Origin of the sequence: Collinsella sp. AF39-11AT (assembly GCF_003474585.1) — a bacterium.
Lineage (GTDB): Bacteria > Actinomycetota > Coriobacteriia > Coriobacteriales > Coriobacteriaceae > Collinsella.
In genome coordinates this window covers 63,575-78,539 of the sequence record NZ_QROG01000006.1, presented here as the reverse complement: position 1 = coordinate 78,539, position 14,965 = coordinate 63,575, and the positions used below count along the sequence as shown (strand labels likewise).

Here is a 14,965-nt window from a genome sequence, read left to right as displayed (position 1 = left end):
CTCTCCCCTACTCTTCCTTGCCCTACTCATCGCCGTCGTGCGGGTCCGCAGAACCCGCACCCGACGCCGCCGGCTTATCTGCCGAGGACTCGGAATCCTTCCTATCGGTTTCGGCCGGAGCGATCACGCGAATGAGCGAGATGCGCTGGCCACGCATCGACTGCACCTTAAACTTGTACCCCGCAACCTCAAACACCTCTCCGATGTCGGGCACCGAGTCGCAAAGCTCCAAAATCCAGCCGGCGATGGTCTCATAATCATCGCTTTCCTCGAGCGGCCAACCAAGCTCAATCGCGTCATCGCACGAAAAACGCCCATCGACAAGCCACTCGTGGCGCGAAAGGCGCGTGAGGTACTTGTTGTCGGGGTCGAACTCGTCCTCGATCTCGCCGACGATCTCCTCGACGATGTCCTCGATGGTGATGATGCCGGCCGTGCCGCCGTACTCGTCCACGACCACCACGATCTGGTCGTGCGAGGTCTGCATCTCGGACAGCAGCGGCAGGATGTCCTTGGTGTCGGGCACAAAGGTGGCGTCGCGCAAAAAGCCGGCGATGGGCTGGTCGCCCTTGCCGTCGAGCGCGGGCTGAATCAGGTCCTTGATGTGCGCGATGCCCGCGACGTTGTCGGGATCCTCGTGATAGACGGGGATGCGGCTAAAGCCGGTCTGGCGCATGGTGGACAGCACGTCGGCGACCGTCTCGTCATCCTCGCACATGGTGGTGTCCACGCGCGGCACCATGACCTCGCGGGCAACGGTGTCGCCCAGGTCAAAGATCTCGTGGATCATACGCTTTTCCTCGTCGAGCAGGTCGTCCTGCTCCGAGACCATGTACTTGATCTCTTCTTCCGAGACGTTCTGACGGTCGTCGGCGCTCTTGATGCGCAGGATGCGGGCCAGGCCGTCGGAGCAGGCACCGGTCAGCCACACGAGCGGGCGGGCGATCTTTTGGAATACGGAGAGCGGTCCCACGACCTGCTTGGATACGCCCTCGGCGTTAGCAAGGCCGATGCGCTTGGGCACGAGCTCGCCGATCACGATGGACACAAAGGCGACGGCGACGGTGATGATGACCGGCGCCAGGCCGCGTGCGATGGCGGAAAGCGGCGCGACGCCAAAGCTCATGAGCCACGTGGCGAGCGGGTCGGACAGGCTCGTCGAGGCGACGGCGGACGAGGCGAAGCCCACGAGCGTGATGGCGACCTGGATGGTGGCGAGCAGCTGGTCGGAGTCGGCAGCCAGCTTAATGGCACGCTCGGCACGCTTGTCGCCTTCCTCGGCCTCGTGCTCCAGCACGGCGCGCTTGGCCGTGGTGAGCGCCATCTCAGACATAGAGAAGTAGCCGTTGATGAGGGTCAAAACGAGGGTGGTGATAAGGGAGATGGTTATGTCCATCGGGAGTTTCTCGAACCTCCAAGATTCGGGACGTTAGGTAGTAAGCGTAGGTGACGGATAGGGCAGTTGCGCCCGACGGCCGCTCGGATGGGCCCGCGGGCACAGACGCGATCGCTAGATTACGAAGAGGATCACCGCCATGAACTGGAAGATACTGCCGGCGAGCACCCACAAGTGAAACACACTGTGCAGGTAACGCACGTTTTTGGCGATGTAGAACGGCACGCCCACGGTGTAGCACACGCCGCCGACAGCGAGCAGGGCAAGTGCCACGGGGTTGAGCAGCGACACGAGCTCGGGCAGCTTAAAGACGACGAGCCAGCCCATCAGCAGATAGACCAGGCCGCTTACCCAATGCGGCTGGCGCTCGCGCAAAAAACACTCGAGGGCGATCCCGACGATGGCGATGGCCCATACGGCAAAAAACAGCACGGGACCACCGTCGTTTGCCAGCGTAATGAGGCAAAACGGCGTATAGCTGCCGGCAATGAGCAGATAGATACAGCTGTGGTCGATAATGCGGAACACGCGCTTAGCGCCCGCGGGCTGAATCGCATGGTAGAGCGTGGAGGCAAGGTATTCGAGAATAATACTGGCGCCGTAGACGATTGCCGCGGCCATGTGGGCCGGGCCACCGCCGCGCAGTGCAGCGAATACGATCAGGAGCACCAGACCCGCGATACCCAGCAAGCAGCCGACACCATGGGTGACGGAGTTCATAATCTCCTCGCCCACCGTGTAGTGCGGAACGGCCGCGGCCTTGGGTCGCGGCTTGGAACTGTCGCTCGAATCGGACATGCCGGTTACATCCTCCAACGTAAAGAGTTCTCAACACTATATCAAAGCGTCTGGGTGCGTGCGAAATTTGCACCATACGTGACCCTTTGTTTACCCATTCTTTGCCTGTTGACGCATCAACGGCGAACGTCCATAATGCGCTTGCATTAAATGTTGATGTATTAACATCTTATAGGAAAGCTTCTTATGTCTCAAAACGCACGTTCCCATCGAAAGCTCAAGATAGCCGGCATCGTTGCGCTGGTGCTCGTTGTAGCGCTGCTGGGGTTTGCCGGCAACTTCTTGTTCGACTTTGCCCTGAACCCTCGCGCCCCCTACACCATGAAGATGATGCAGGACGGCAAGGACGCCGAAAAGGGTGAACAGATGGATGCCGAGGGAACCGAGGCGCGGGCATGGTTTAAAGAGAACCGCGAGAGCAGCAGCCTCACCGCAGATGACGGAACCGAACTTGCCGCTTGGTATTTTGTCGCCCCAGAGAGCACGCACAATTACGCTATCTGCCTACACGGATACACCGATGAGCCCATCGGTATGGCCCGATACGTCAAGCGATTCCACGACCGCGGCATGAACGTGCTCGCACCTGCCGCCCGCGCCCACGAGCGTTCCGGCGGTGACTACATCGGCATGGGCTGGCCCGAGCGACTCGATGTCGTCGCGTGGATCGGGCGGATCGTTGCGGCCGATCCCAAGGCGCGCATCCTGGTCTTTGGCGAGTCGATGGGTGCAGCGACCGCCATGGACGTCGCGGGGGAATCTCTGCCCGCAAACGTGAAATGCATTATCGAGGACTGCGGCTATACAAGCGTTTGGGACGAGTTTTCCCTGCAGCTCAAGGACGTGTTCGGCCTGCCCAGCTTTCCCTTGCTCGATGTAGCAAACTTAGTGTGCAACGTGCGCGCAGGCTACGACTTTCATAAGGCGAGCAGTGTGGACCAACTCGAACACGCGACGGTTCCCATGCTGTTTATCCACGGCGACCAGGACACCTTTGTGCCGTACGACATGCTCGACCAAAACTACGACGCGTGCGCCAGCAAGGTTAAACAGAAGCTCACTATCCACGGCGCCACCCACGCCAAGAGCGCGCAAGTTGACCCCGAGCTCTACTGGAACACGGTCGACGACTTCCTCGACAAGATTTTTTAAGCAAATAGTACGGTTTACTGGTCTATCTGGCCCCTAGCACTTCCAAAAAGCCGCCCGTGGGCGCTGTGCTCACGGGCGGTTTTTACTAACGTTGCGCTACAAAAGCGCTTGATATGTCCAATAGCTAGGCGCTATTTGACCTCGATGAGCTCGTACTCGCTCGTGCCCAGGCCGATCTTCTCGGCATGCGCGATGCACGCGCGCCAGTCGGTGTCGGGATGCGTGATGCAGAAGGGATCCTTGGCCTGCTCGCCCTCCAAATGCTCGTGGTTATGCTCCATCTTGGCCGCGCTGTCGGTAAGCTCGGTGTTAGGCAGCGGCTCGGATGCCATGACGGCATCGGCGCAGGCCTGGTCGATGGCGACCGGGTCGAAGCTCGCGAACATGCCGATGTCGTTGACGATGGGCGTGTCATTCTCGGGATGGCAGTCGCAGTTGGGGCTGATGTCCATGGCGAGCGAGATATGGAAGCTGGGGCGATCCTGGACAACGGCCTTCGTATACTCGGCGATCTTGTAGTTGAGTACGTCGGCCGCGGCGTCATAGTCGGGCTTGATGCAGTCCTGGTTGCACGCCGCAATGCAGCGTCCGCAGCCCACGCAGCGATCGTGGTCGATGGTAGCCACGTGAACCGTGCGGGTGCTGCCGTTGGCAAGCTCGCGCTCACGCGTACCGTCAAACGTGATGGCGCTGTGCGCGCAAATCTTCTCGCAGGCACGGCAACCTACGCAGTTGGTAGTATCGACGCTCGGCTTGCCGGCGGCATGCTGCTCCATCTTGCCGGCACGGCTGCCGCCTCCCATGCCCAGGTTCTTCATGACGCCGCCAAAGCCGGCCTGCTCATGGCCCTTAAAGTGGGTGAGGCTGATCACGATGTCGGCGTCCATGAGCGCCTGGCCGATCTTGGCCTCGTGCACGTATTCGCCGCCCTCGACCGGGACGAGTGCCTCGTCGGTACCCTTGAGGCCGTCGGCGATGATGACCTGGCAGCCCGTGGCGTACGGAGTAAAGCCGTTCTGGTAGGCGGTGTCGATGTGCTCGAGCGCGTTTTTGCGGCTGCCCACATAGAGCGTGTTGCAGTCGGTGAGGAAGGGCTTGCCGCCCAGCTCCTTCACCACGTCCGCGACGGCGCGGGCGTAGTTGGGGCGCAAAAAGCTCAGGTTGCCCAGCTCGCCAAAGTGGATCTTGATGGCGACGAACTTATTCTCGAAGTCGATCTGCTCGATACCGGCGCGACGAATGAGGCGCTTGAGCTTGTCGAGCTGGCTCTCGCGAGCATGCGTGCGCAGGTTGGTGAAGTACACCTTAGCGGGTGCTGCGGGTGCAGTTGCGGTCATAGTTATATCCCCTCGGTCTATATGGCGTTACAGACATAGAGGATGGTACCCGTTAAAGTAGGGTCGAAGTCAAGCACAGCCACTCATTGGGGACAGACTTAAATGAGTGCTTGCCGCCCGGCCGGCGAATCGGCAAAGACTGTCCCCGATGACTACTCCTGCACCTTGAGGGCTTCGGCCAGGCTGACGCGCTTGATGGAGCGCGTGTGTAGCAGCGCCACGACCAGGTAGGTCGCAAAGCCGATGCCGACGCATGCAGCCATGGACCAAGCGGGCACGTAGATCTCGATATTGCCGTTGTAGGCGAGCAGCATCGAGCGGAAAATCGCGGTCAGCGAGCCAATGATCACGGGCAGGCTCAGCACGAGTGACACCGCCACGCACAGCGTGATCGAGCGGATGTACAGATGCGAGATCTCGCTATCGCGATAGCCAAAGACTTTCATGTAGCTGATCGAACGGGCGCTGTGGTCGATCACCGCCTTGGTCAGCAGGTACATAAACAGCAGGAAGATAAACACCGCGAGCCCGACCATCATGCCGATCATTTTGCTCATCATGCCGATAAACTGGTCGCCCACGGCGCGCATGTCGTCGGGCGTGGTGTCGCCGGCAAAGTAGCGCGCGTCGAGGTCGAGCTTCTCGTTGCTCACATAGCCGTTAAAGTAGGCGGCATCGTTGTCGAACAGCTCGTTAAAGTCATCGATGCTCATATAGATATTCATGTCCGACTTTGAGCCCCAGGAGCAGCCCTTGCCCGCGTACTCAAGGGAATAATCCCGAGCCTCGTACTTGTCGCGAAGCTCGACCTTCTGGCCCTCGCTCCAGCCAAACTTGTCGAGCAGGCCGCCGCCAAAGACGACGTGTCCGTCGCCGATGTTGAGGCCCTTCCAGTAGCGCGAATCGGGCGAGATGCCGTAGACGGAAATCGTCTCCTCGCCATTACCATCGCCGCGGTCGTATTGCAGCTGGTAGACGGCATATTTCTCGGCCTGCGCGATTGCGCCCGCGCCGTTGTCGGTCGAATTGACCGGGTGGATATCGTCGTTGTCAGTGTCGATCTTAGAGGCCTTGTCGATCAGGTCGATAGCCTCGTCGCGGTTGCAGCCGAGGGCATCGGCAAGGTCATCGAGGCGCGCATAAAGCGCATCTTTCTTGTCCTGGACCTTGGCGAGCGCGTCCTGCGCCGCGGCCAGGGTCTCGGCAGACGGAACGCTGGTCGCGGCATCGGCTGCCGCCTGCGCCGTATCGGCCGCGTCATCGAGCTCGTCGCTGGCATCCTGAGCGGCGGAGAGCAGCGCACCATCCACCGACTGCAAGCGCTCGAGCGCCGCCCACTGCCCGCGCTCCTCGGCAGTACCCTCAAGCTCTAGCGGAGCCTTGAGCGTGTACTGGTGCTCGGCGACCAGGCCTGTCTCGAGGTTGTCGGCGTAATGCGTCATCGTGGGCAGAATCGCCAGGCCAAAGAGCAGCAGCAGCGAGGCAAACGCAATGCCCACGAAGAGCGTGGCGAAGTTGCCTAGGTTGCGCAGGAAAACGCGCAGGCGGAAGCGGGAAACAAAGCCCATGCGCTCCGGCAGCTGCAGGCCACGCTTGGTGCCCGATTTGCCGCTCGCCTCGTGGCGAAGGAACTGCAGCGGCGTCTTGCCCATCTTGCGAAGCAGGCCCACCAGCGTGATAAGGATGAGCGCGGCGGCGGGAACCACGGCGCACTTCACAAAGATCTCCCAGCTCCAGTACACCTGGAAGGGCGGCAGGCTGTACGAACCGTAATAGAGACCGCGCATGGGCTCGGTAAAGAACGCAACGCCGAGCGCGGTGCCCAAAAGTGCCGCGAGCACGCCCACGATGGCGGGAAGCGCGAGGTAGTGCAGCACGATCTCGCGGCGGCGATAGCCGCTGGCGAGCAGCGTGCCGATGATGGCGCTCTCCTCCTCGATGGTGGCGTCGGTGAGCACCACAAAGACAAATGCCATGATCACGATGATGATGTCGAGCAACGTCATCCACATCATGGCGTCGCCGTCCACGTCGTCGCGCGCATAGCCAATGCCCTGATTGGAATCGGCATCGATCAGATCGTCCACGCGCGCATCGGCATCGGTCAGCGCCTCGACCATATCCTGCTCCGCATCGATGCGATCCGCGGTGGGGAGATCGCGGTCGTTAAAGGTAAAGGAGTACGTATAGGCGGGTGCGCCGCCGGCAGCCTCGAGCGCAACAAAACCGGCGTCGGTGACCTCGGCTACGCCATACGTGATGGTGTTCACCGTAAAGTCCGAATTGTCGAGGAACAACGCCTGGCTATCGGGCTGCGTCATGATCCCGCAGATGGTATAGGTGCGCCCCTCGAGCTCGACCTTATCGCCGATGGCGAGGTCGTTATTGGTGGCAAAGACGCGGTCGATGGCCACCTCGTCGTCCGCCTTGGGTTCCTTGCCCTCACAGTAGGACGCAATGTCCACCTTAGCGCGGTGCGCATAGGTGCGCAGGGTCCGCTTGGTGCCGTCGTCGCCAGCCGCCTTTTTGATGATGGCGTCGATAGAGAAGTTCTTGTAGAGCGTAACGCCGCCGACGCCCTCCGCCGCGTCCTCGGCAGCCTTGAGCTGGTCTTTGGTGGCCTCGAAGGAGGTGGTCACGCGGCCGTCCTCGATCGTGTACGCATCGCGCATGTCGTCAATGAGGCAACCGATGGAATGCGCCGCGAGCAAAAAGCCCGAGGTAAGGGCGATGCTTCCGCACATAAGCAAAAAGATGCCCAGGTACTTGCCGATATTGCGGCGCAGCTCGCGCGGGAGACGTTTTGCGAGAGGTGTCATGGCGCCGCCTACCAATCGAGCTCGGCGGCCGAGACGGGCGACTCGTTGAGCCCATCCTCGACGATGCGCCCGTCGCGCAGGCGCAACACGCGATTGGCCATGCGCGCGATGGCGGTGTTGTGGGTGACGATGATGATGGTGCAGCCGTAAGTGCGGTTGACGTCCTCCATGAGCTGCAGAATTTCCTTGGACGTCTTGTAGTCGAGCGCGCCGGTGGGCTCGTCGCACAGCAGCAGGCCCGGATTTTTGACGAGTGCACGGCCGATGGCGCAGCGCTGCTGCTGGCCGCCCGAGACCTGGCGCGGGAACTTGTTGCGGTGTTCGTAGAGGCCCAGCGAACGCAGCAGGTCGTCGACATTGAGCGGGTTTTTGGACAGGTGCGCCGTGACCTCGATGTTCTCCTTGATGGTGAGATCGGGCACCAGGTTGTAGAACTGGAAGACAAAGCCCAGCTCGCGGCGTCGGTATTCGCCCAGATCGGCAGGCTTGAGCACGGTGAGGTCGCAGCCGTCCACCATGATGGAGCCGCCGTCGGCATCCTCCAGGCCGCCGATCAGGTTGAGAAAGGTCGACTTGCCCGAGCCCGAGGGCCCCAGCATGACGCAGATCTCGCCGCGGTTGATGGACGTGTCGATGCCGTCGAGTACCGTCAGGCGCGCATCGCCGTCGCCGTAGTGTTTCTTGAGTCCGTTGACCTGGACGTAGGCACGCTTTGTCGCCATGCTATCCCCCGTTGTTAGCCTTCTGCTACTTTTCTAGGCTAATAGTAAACCCGGGCGAACTATTTTTAAGCGACGTGCGCGGCTTTTTTCCAACCTACTCATTGGGGACAGACTTAAATGAGTGAAATCGCTCATTTAAGTCTGTCCCCAATGAGTGCCGGCAGGAAAGGAACGTCCCCAAGTGCCGACATATTGGGACAGTCCTTGCCAGCCCGGCCGGCGGGCCGGCGAATGGGCAAAGACTGCCCCCAGCGACCAGTCGTTTAAGAACGTCCCCAATGACTAGGTGGCTAGGCGTGGGATTTGGCGCGTGCGAGGGCTAGGCCTACGGCGGCGATGGCCACGGCAAAGAGTGCCGTGATGCCAAGGTCGCAGGCGATGTCACCCAACACGGCGGACGTCAAATCCGAGGCAAGCGCCTTGCCGATCGCGTCGTTCACCCAAAACGTCGGCACAAAATGCGCCACGGTCTGCACGGCCGAACCCATGAGCGACAGCGGCATCCAGGCGCCGCCCAAAAACGTCATGAGCATGCCAAGCAGGTTGCCCACACCGTTGAGTAGCTCCTCGCGCGCACCCAGGCTCGACAACGCAAAGCCAACGGCCAGCGGCGTACACGCCAGGGCAAACGTCGCTGCCAGCGCCAGGCATACACGGCCCACGCCGACCTCGGCGACCGCGCCGGCAAAGCCCACGACACCCATCATGCTCGACACAAACCAGATACAGACGGTGAGCACGGCGGCGGCCGCAAACACGGCAAGCGAACGCTGGCGCTCGGGGATTGGGCCGGCATCCATACGACGCACGCGCTCGGGCGCGTTCATGCCCGAGAACACCAGCCCCACCGACACGATGACCGACGAGATAATCGCGTACGCACCAAAGTTAAAGTACGACTCGAGCGTGGCGGCGGCAGTCGAGTCGACTTTGACCTGCTCGATCCCGACCTCCGCGCGCTTCGCGGCCGCATGTTCAGCAGCCTTGGCAACGTCACCGTTGGAGGCGGTGGGCTCAAGTGCCGCCGCAGCACCCGCGAGCGAGATCCAACGCGAGGCCTCGGCAGACGAAAGCGCTGCCGCCATGGTGCCGGCACCGTAGGTCACATCGAGCTTGGGCAGGGCCTGCCCCGCGCGAGCGGCTGCAACGAGGTCGCCCTCAAACCCCTCCGGGATAAAGAACACGCAGTCGGCGCTGCCCTTGGCGCTGTTGCTCTTGGAGAGCGCGTCCGCAAGGTCGTAGGTGTCGTCGCCGACGCCCGTGACCAGCTCAAAGCGCGAACCCAGATGCTTGGTAAGCGCCCGCGAAAGATCGCTGTCGTCGCGGTCGACCACGATCACGTTGGCATCGTAGGGCTTATACTCGGTGAGCTGCGACGAGTTCCAGCTCACCGATGCCGCGATAAACACACCCAGCAGAGAAATAAACACCGTGTAGATGAGCAGATAGAGCGGGTGCGCGAGCGCCATGCGAAGCGCAGTCTTAAAGGTGCTCATAGCGGCTCCTTCCAAAGATCAGCGTGGCGGCGGCAACGAACAGCAGCGCCATAAGGACCAGCGCGCCGGCGCGAACGGCAAAGGGGCCCAGGTCCTCAAAGAAATACAGGCGGTTGAACATGTCGCAGATGAGCTTGACGGGGTTGAACCAGCACTCGGCCGGGCAGGCGCGGGCAACATCGTCGGCAAGCGCCATCGCCGGCTCGCCGTAGAGGCCGGCGAACAGGGCGCACGTGGTGGCAAAGCCCGTGAGGATGCCCGACTTGGACGCCTTGCCGCCCTTAACGGGAAGCGTGCCCACAAAGAGCCCCAAGCCCGTGGCGGCAAGCGCGGAAGCGGCGGCGCCCACCAAACACAGTCCCTCGCGCCCGCCAAAGTCGATGCCCACGACCAGGCGCACGTAGCCAATCGCAATCGCCATCGAGGCAAAGGAGACCAGCCACGAGCCCACAAAGATGCCAGCCAGCGACGCCGTCTTGGAAAGACCGCCCACGCAGCGACGTGCGCCGAGGCCCGACAGATTGGGCTGCAGATCGACGACGCTCAAGGCGGCAAACTCGGCAGACATCATCGCCACCAGGCCAAAGAGCGCGTAATAGTAGATGACTGTGCCATCGGGCGTGGTGCGCGTAAGGCTCACGCGGCGGGTGCCGCCCTCGAGCGACAGGGCGCGCGCAACCACCTCCGGGTCGGCGAGTGCCGCCGGGTTGTTCTGGGCAATCTGGGACATGAGCTCGGCATTTTGCGTATACGAGCTTGCCACCGTCTCCAAAATGCTACGGTCGGTGAGCACCGATGAGGCACGCGAGCTGTCGTAGCTCGATAGCAGCGTGAGCTTGGGTGCGCCTTCGGCGTCAACCGTATAGACGCCCGCGACCTCGCCGGCCTTAAGCGCACGGTTCGCATCGGCTGCGTCGTCGCACTCATGGATCTCGAGCAGTTGGTCGTCGCCCTCCTCGTCGAGCGACGTCGCCACGCTCTTAAAGGTCGAAGCGTCCCAGGCCTCGTCCGCCACGACGGCAACCGGCACCGGATCGACCGTGCCGTCGGAGCTGAGGTTCGCAAACATAAACATGAACATCGTGGAAAGCGCAATGGGAAAGAGAGCACCCCAGACCCACGTGCTCGGCCGGCGCAGCAGCGTCTTGACCGTGATAATAATGGTGTTGAACATGGCTGCCCCCTAGTCGCGCAGCTCGCGGCCGGTGATCTCGAGGAACACGTCGTTGAGGGTCGGCGGCTCACTCCACACGCGGCCGAGCGCCACGTCGGCGGCGCGCAGCGTGTCGAGGATGTCGACCAGATTGTGCGGACTCGCTTCGCAGGTGCAGACGAGCTCACCGCCGGACAGCTCAACCGAAAGCACATGCTCGAGGGCGCGCAGTCGCTCGACCGTGGCGGGCTCGACGGCGCCGACCTCGACGGTCACACGCTCGCCCATCTGAATCATGCGCTTGAGCTCGTCGTTGGTGCCCTGCGCCAGCACGCGCCCGCCGTCCATGATCATGATGCGGCTGCAGATTTGCTCGATTTCCTCCATGTAATGGCTGGTATACACCACCGTGGCACCCTCGTCGCGCAGGCGGCAAATGCCCTCCAGGATGGCGTTGCGGCTCTGGGGGTCGACCGCCACCGTGGGCTCGTCGAAGAAGATGAGCTCGGGCTTGTGCGCGATGCCGCAGGCAATGTTGAGCCGGCGCGCCAGGCCGCCCGAGAGCTTACCGGGGCGGAACTTGGCAAAGTCGCCCAGACCGACAAAGTCGATCGCCTCGTCCACGAGCGCACGGCGGCGCTTGCGGTCGTTGACGTAAAGACTGCAGAAATAGTCGATGTTCTCACGCACGGTAAGCTCGTCGAACACCGCCACCTGCTGCGGCACCACGCCTATGCGGCGCTTGAGGTCGTAGCGGGCGGGCGTCATGGGCTCGCCGAACAGCTCGATGGTGCCTTTGTCGTAGGCAAGCAGCTGCAGAATGCAGTTGATGGACGTGGTCTTGCCCGAGCCGTTGGGGCCGAGCAGTCCAAAGATTTCGCCGGGGGCGATGCTCAGGTTAAAGTGGTCGAGCGCGATAAGATCGTCATAGCGCTTGACGAGGTTTTCGACGTGGACGATGTCTGTCATGAGGCGGCCCTTCTGTTGATCGTGGCCCGGTACGATTGCATCATCGCAGGAGTGGGCGGCGCGCACCAGTGAGCTTTGTCACGAGTACGAGGGGGCGGAGGCGAAACCCCCGCTCGCGCGAGCGATCGACGCCGCTTTGCCGCGCGGGAGGAATGTCACGGTTGCCCCGGGCGGCGCCTCCCCCGCGCGCAGCATCGCGTACAATACCCGTATGAACAGGCTTTTCGACAAATCGATTGTGCTGGCGTGCTGTATTGCGGCCGCCATGGGTCTTGCCGTGGACGCTCGTCTGGTTGTGGCGTTTTGCCTTGGCGTTATAGCCACCTCGGCGTCGGAAGTCGCACGAGAAGAACACGCCCATCGCGCGAGCGAGGCCGCGAGCTACGCTTACATCATCGCTGCCGTCTTCGTGCCGCCATTTATGCCGTTCGCACCCCTTGCCTTCTATGACATCGCGCGACGCGTGCGCCGTGAACGCATCTGGCCCGCGCTGGCGATTGGCGCCGTGTTTGTCTGCGCGCTTGTCGCGGACCTTCGTGGCGGCGTGCTCACCACCCGAACGCTGTTGCTAACCGCCATCCTTTCGATCGCTGCCACGTTGCTGTCGCTGCGCACTGCGCAGCTGGAGCGCGAACAGGAACGCATGCGTCGCACCCGCGACAAGCTGCAAGAACGCGCCCTGGCACTCGAGACACGCAACCGCGACCTCGCCGACCGCCAGGACTACGAAGTCGAGCTCGCAACGCTCGCCGAACGCGCCCGCATCGCGCGCGAAATCCACGATAACGTGGGCCACCAGCTCACGCGCGCTTCGCTCCAAACCGAAGCCTTGCGCGTGGTCCACGCCAACGAGCCCGGCGTCGCCGCCGATTTCGCCGATGTCAAACGCACGGTTGACGAGGCGCTCCAGCTCGTGCGCGCCAGCGTCCACGCGCTCAACGACAACGCCGTCGACCTTTCCGTGCAGCTCGAACGCATCGTTGAAGGCGCGCGCTCGGACGGCGGCCCGCAGATTGAGCTTGAAGTTATGACTGAACATACGCCCGCAAATGTCGCCAACTGCTTTGCGGCGGTCCTGCGCGAGGCGCTCTCCAACACCATGCGCCACGCTTGCGCCCATGCTGTCACTGTACGATGCATGGAACATCCGTCATTTTACCAGCTCATCGTTACCGACGATGGCACTGGCGGGACCCGGACGGGTGGTCGCGGCGTCGCAGAAGGCATGGGGCTCGTCTCCATGCGCGAGCGCGTCGAGGCGCTTGGCGGAACCTTCACCGCCGGCCTGCGCGCCGGCGCCCCCGGCTGGCGCGTGTTTGCCACCGTCCCCAAACAGCAAGGAGATGACGCCCGATGAGGCTCATAGTTGTCGACGACGACCGCTTGGTAGTCGATTCGCTCAAGATTATCCTGGGCGCCCAGCCGCAGATCGAAGTGGTTGGCACCGGAGCCGACGGCAACGACGCGGTGGCACTTTACGCCGAGCACGCGCCCGATATCGCGCTGCTCGACATTCAGATGCCGGGGCGCGACGGCCTTTCGGCGGCGCGCGAGATCCTTGAGCACGACCCCGCGGCACGCGTGGTGTTTCTGACGACATTCTCGGATGACGAGTACATTGTGTCGGCGCTCAAGCTGGGCGCCCGCGGTTACCTGATCAAGACCGATGTCGCCGCCATTCCGCCAGCGTTGGCGCAGGTCATGGATGGCAAACGCGTGCTCGAGGGCAAGGCGATCGAAGATGTCGATTTTGATGGGGCGAACGCTGAGGCCGGTGCGACTCGCCGGCCCGCGGCCTTTGCCGGTCTGACCGACCGCGAGTTCGAAGTCGCCGAGCTCATCGCCCGCGGCCTCGATAACAAGGAGATTGCCGCCACGGCTTATATGGGAGAAGGCACGGTGCGCAACCACATCAGCTCGATCCTGGCCAAAATGGGCCTGCGCAACCGCACCCAAATCGCCATCGCCTACCTGCGAGGGTAATTACCCAACGGCCGACCGCTCCGGCATAGCAAAATGGATGCTACCGATTTAATGCCATATCAAAACTATGCCGGTTTACTACGATGAATCGCCCACCTTCGACCACGGTAAATTGTGCGCTTGCAAAACCGCAGGTAGAACGCTTGTAATATTTAGAAAAATGCAGTCATGGTCGGAAATGTCGAATTCATCGTAGTAAACCGGCATAGTTTTGTTCGGTCGGCCCTGCACGAGCGCCTCCGCAAGGCTCGCGGGACCAAAATGATCCGTTTTCTTCCGCCCGCGGAGATCGGCTGACGGCGCCCGCCACGAAATGGGCCCATCTACTACGTTTGACCCGATACCCCTGACCATAGCCGCGTTTCATGAAAAATCGCAGGCGTTCTACCTGCGGTTTTCATTTCACATTACTTGCCGTGGTCGAGGGCTGCCGTCTAAACGTAGTAGATGGGCCCATTTCGTGGCAGACGGGTCACGCGGCAGCCCTCGCAAGGCCAAAATGATCCGTTTCCCTCTGTCCACGGGAGATCAAAGGCTGTTACGGATATGGTGCCATTCCAAAACTACGCCGGATTACGGAGCTAAAGTCGGAGCCCTCATCCATACCCCCTATTTTTGAAAAACAGCAAGCAGTCTACCTGCGGTTTTATTATCTTGGTTTTCGATATGGTCGGAGGTTCGCTATCCAGCCCCGTAATCCGGCATAGTTTTGTTCGCGACGGCCCAACCGCGCGTTTAAGCGCGGGGCCGGTGGGGCAATTTTGCCCCACCGGCCCCTATTCCAGCTCAATTCCAGCGCTATTCCGGCTTGGTTTCTACCGTGGGGGTCTTGTCCGCCGCGACCGGAGTGCGCGCGGTGTCCATAGTCAGGCAGTGTTTGGGGCAGCTCTCGATGCACTCGCCGCATACCACGCAGGCATACGGGTCAATCGACCACGTTCCTCCCTTGCGATCGACCGCGAGCGCGCCCGCCGGGCAGCGGCGCGCGCACATGCCGCAGCAAATGCACACGTCCATGTCGTTAACGATGTGCCCACGCAGGCGCTCGGGTGCCGCGAGCTTCTCCTGCGGATAGCACACCGTTACCGGCTGCTTGACCATAGAACCCAAGGCCGTCTTGGCAAATGTCAGCAAACTCAT

The 14,965-nt window shown here is 61.8% G+C and carries 12 protein-coding genes; 3 read left to right on the top strand and 9 right to left on the bottom strand.

What is annotated here, in order from left to right; translation table 11 throughout:
* Positions 1-22 precede the first annotated feature (22 nt).
* A complete protein-coding gene (locus DW037_RS04055) occupies positions 23-1,396 on the bottom strand; it encodes a hemolysin family protein (RefSeq protein ID WP_118372867.1) in 1,374 nt (457 codons plus the stop codon).
* A 114-nt stretch (positions 1,397-1,510) separates the two neighbouring features.
* Positions 1,511-2,194, bottom strand: a complete 684-nt coding sequence (locus DW037_RS04050) for a hemolysin III family protein (RefSeq protein ID WP_199578305.1) — start codon at positions 2,192-2,194, stop codon at positions 1,511-1,513.
* Positions 2,195-2,380: 186 nt separating this feature from the next.
* Here DW037_RS04050 and DW037_RS04045 point away from each other — a divergent pair, with 186 nt between their 5' ends.
* Entirely contained in the window at positions 2,381-3,346 is a 966-nt protein-coding gene (locus DW037_RS04045; RefSeq protein WP_118372866.1) for an alpha/beta hydrolase, read from the top strand.
* Between the two features lie 131 nt (positions 3,347-3,477).
* Here the strand turns inward: DW037_RS04045 and DW037_RS04040 are convergent, their stop codons facing one another.
* The 6 genes from DW037_RS04040 to DW037_RS04015 form a co-directional block, all read right to left on the bottom strand.
* A complete protein-coding gene (locus DW037_RS04040) occupies positions 3,478-4,683 on the bottom strand; it encodes a DUF362 domain-containing protein (protein ID WP_118372865.1) in 1,206 nt (401 codons plus the stop codon).
* Between the two features lie 152 nt (positions 4,684-4,835).
* Positions 4,836-7,502 (bottom strand): ABC transporter permease, encoded by a 2,667-nt coding sequence (locus tag DW037_RS04035; RefSeq protein WP_118372864.1) that lies wholly within the window; start codon positions 7,500-7,502, stop codon positions 4,836-4,838.
* Between the two features lie 8 nt (positions 7,503-7,510).
* Positions 7,511-8,224 carry an ABC transporter ATP-binding protein gene (locus DW037_RS04030; protein WP_117634584.1) on the bottom strand — a complete coding sequence of 238 codons (714 nt, stop codon included), beginning with the start codon at positions 8,222-8,224 and terminating at the stop codon, positions 7,511-7,513.
* Between the two features lie 290 nt (positions 8,225-8,514).
* A complete protein-coding gene (locus DW037_RS04025) occupies positions 8,515-9,720 on the bottom strand; it encodes an ABC transporter permease (RefSeq protein WP_117634586.1) in 1,206 nt (401 codons plus the stop codon).
* Positions 9,707-10,894, bottom strand: coding sequence for an ABC transporter permease (locus DW037_RS04020; RefSeq protein WP_118372863.1), 1,188 nt, complete (start codon positions 10,892-10,894; stop codon positions 9,707-9,709). The genes DW037_RS04025 and DW037_RS04020 overlap by 14 nt, the downstream gene beginning before the upstream one ends.
* A 9-nt stretch (positions 10,895-10,903) precedes the next feature.
* Positions 10,904-11,842, bottom strand: coding sequence for an ABC transporter ATP-binding protein (locus DW037_RS04015; protein WP_117634590.1), 939 nt, complete (start codon positions 11,840-11,842; stop codon positions 10,904-10,906).
* Between the two features lie 211 nt (positions 11,843-12,053).
* Between DW037_RS04015 and DW037_RS04010 the strand changes: the two genes are divergently transcribed.
* Together DW037_RS04010 and DW037_RS04005 are read left to right on the top strand one after the other, a co-directional pair.
* Positions 12,054-13,199: a sensor histidine kinase gene (locus DW037_RS04010; RefSeq protein WP_118372862.1), complete on the top strand. Its 1,146-nt coding sequence runs from the start codon at positions 12,054-12,056 to the stop codon at positions 13,197-13,199.
* Positions 13,196-13,825: a response regulator transcription factor gene (locus DW037_RS04005; protein ID WP_117634594.1), complete on the top strand. Its 630-nt coding sequence runs from the start codon at positions 13,196-13,198 to the stop codon at positions 13,823-13,825. The genes DW037_RS04010 and DW037_RS04005 overlap by 4 nt, the downstream gene beginning before the upstream one ends.
* 798 nt (positions 13,826-14,623) lie before the next feature.
* Here the strand turns inward: DW037_RS04005 and DW037_RS04000 are convergent.
* Positions 14,624-14,965 carry a 4Fe-4S dicluster domain-containing protein gene (locus DW037_RS04000; protein ID WP_055251494.1) on the bottom strand — a complete coding sequence of 114 codons (342 nt, stop codon included), beginning with the start codon at positions 14,963-14,965 and terminating at the stop codon, positions 14,624-14,626.